Genomic DNA, 996 nt, shown 5'->3' on the forward strand with positions numbered 1-996 from the left:
TTTATAAAATTATTTTAATTCATTAGATTACTGTTAAGTTTAAGATTTGCGGGGTAAAAAAGTGTTTCCATACTTACTGTCATACCAATATACAGCTGATACGAGCCATAAGCCGAAGCAGTGACAAAAGCGATTAAAAAATTTTAACTAACAGGTAATAACTGATGAAAACACAAATCAAAAAAGTCTTAATATTAGGTAGTAGTTTACTGATGTTATCGTTACTGACAGGGTGCGATTTTACCGATTATAAAACGCGAATTCAAAGGGAAAACGATATTAATAACCCAACAGGAAATAAATCAGTTTGTTTAAGGGTCGGTAAGGTTTATGAAGATATGTATCCTTATACTATTCACTATGTTGAAGGCGAAATTGATCCGAAAGAGCCTTATGATAAAGTAAAGCAAAATAGAAGATTGAACTTGAAGCTATCCCTCTATGCTAAAGAGGGATTATTTACCGAAGAGCTGGTTGGTCATGATGGCGATAAGCCCCTGTACCGTTACGATTTAACAGAGGAAGGGCGTAAATACGTAGATTGGTGGGGAGGCACTAACTTCTGCTTTGGTCGGGTTGTAGTTGACAAGATAAGAAAGATTGATAATAAGGATAACGGTAAGCGTACTGTCTACTTTGATTTCCATTTAGAAAATGTACCAAATTGGATAAAAAATAAGGATATTTATAGCTTATATAAAGGTTATGGTGGACTCAAAGAAGGTGTAACTGGACAAATTATTGAAGGTGGTGCTCATTACTATAGTATTTCTTATGATGGTACGTTGCGCTTAAAGATAGGGCTTAGTGGTGCTTATGTTCTGTAATATTGTTTTAATTCATTAGATTACTGTTAAGTTTAAGATTTTCGGGGTAAAAAAGTGTTTCCATACTTACTGTCATACCAATATACAGCTGATACAAGTCATAAGCCGAAGCAGTGACAGAATCGATTAACAAATTTTAACTAACAGGTAATAACTGATGAAAACACAA

The 996-nt window shown here is 33.9% G+C and carries 1 protein-coding gene; it reads left to right on the forward strand.

The annotated features are described in order from the left end of the window. Positions 1 to 164: 164 nt before the first annotated feature. Positions 165 to 827, forward strand: coding sequence for a hypothetical protein (locus A9G48_RS08855; protein ID WP_065576084.1), 663 nt, complete (start codon positions 165 to 167; stop codon positions 825 to 827). The last annotated feature ends 169 nt before the right edge of the window (positions 828 to 996 follow it).

It is taken from the genome of Gilliamella sp. wkB18 (assembly GCF_001690875.1).
GTDB classification, from domain to species: domain Bacteria; phylum Pseudomonadota; class Gammaproteobacteria; order Enterobacterales; family Orbaceae; genus Gilliamella; species Gilliamella apicola_A.

Excerpts from the sequence above, each read along its gene's own strand:
- A9G48_RS08855 (WP_065576084.1), top strand. The coding sequence starts at position 165 with ATGAAAACACAAATCAAAAAAGTCTTAATATTAGGTAGTAGTTTACTG.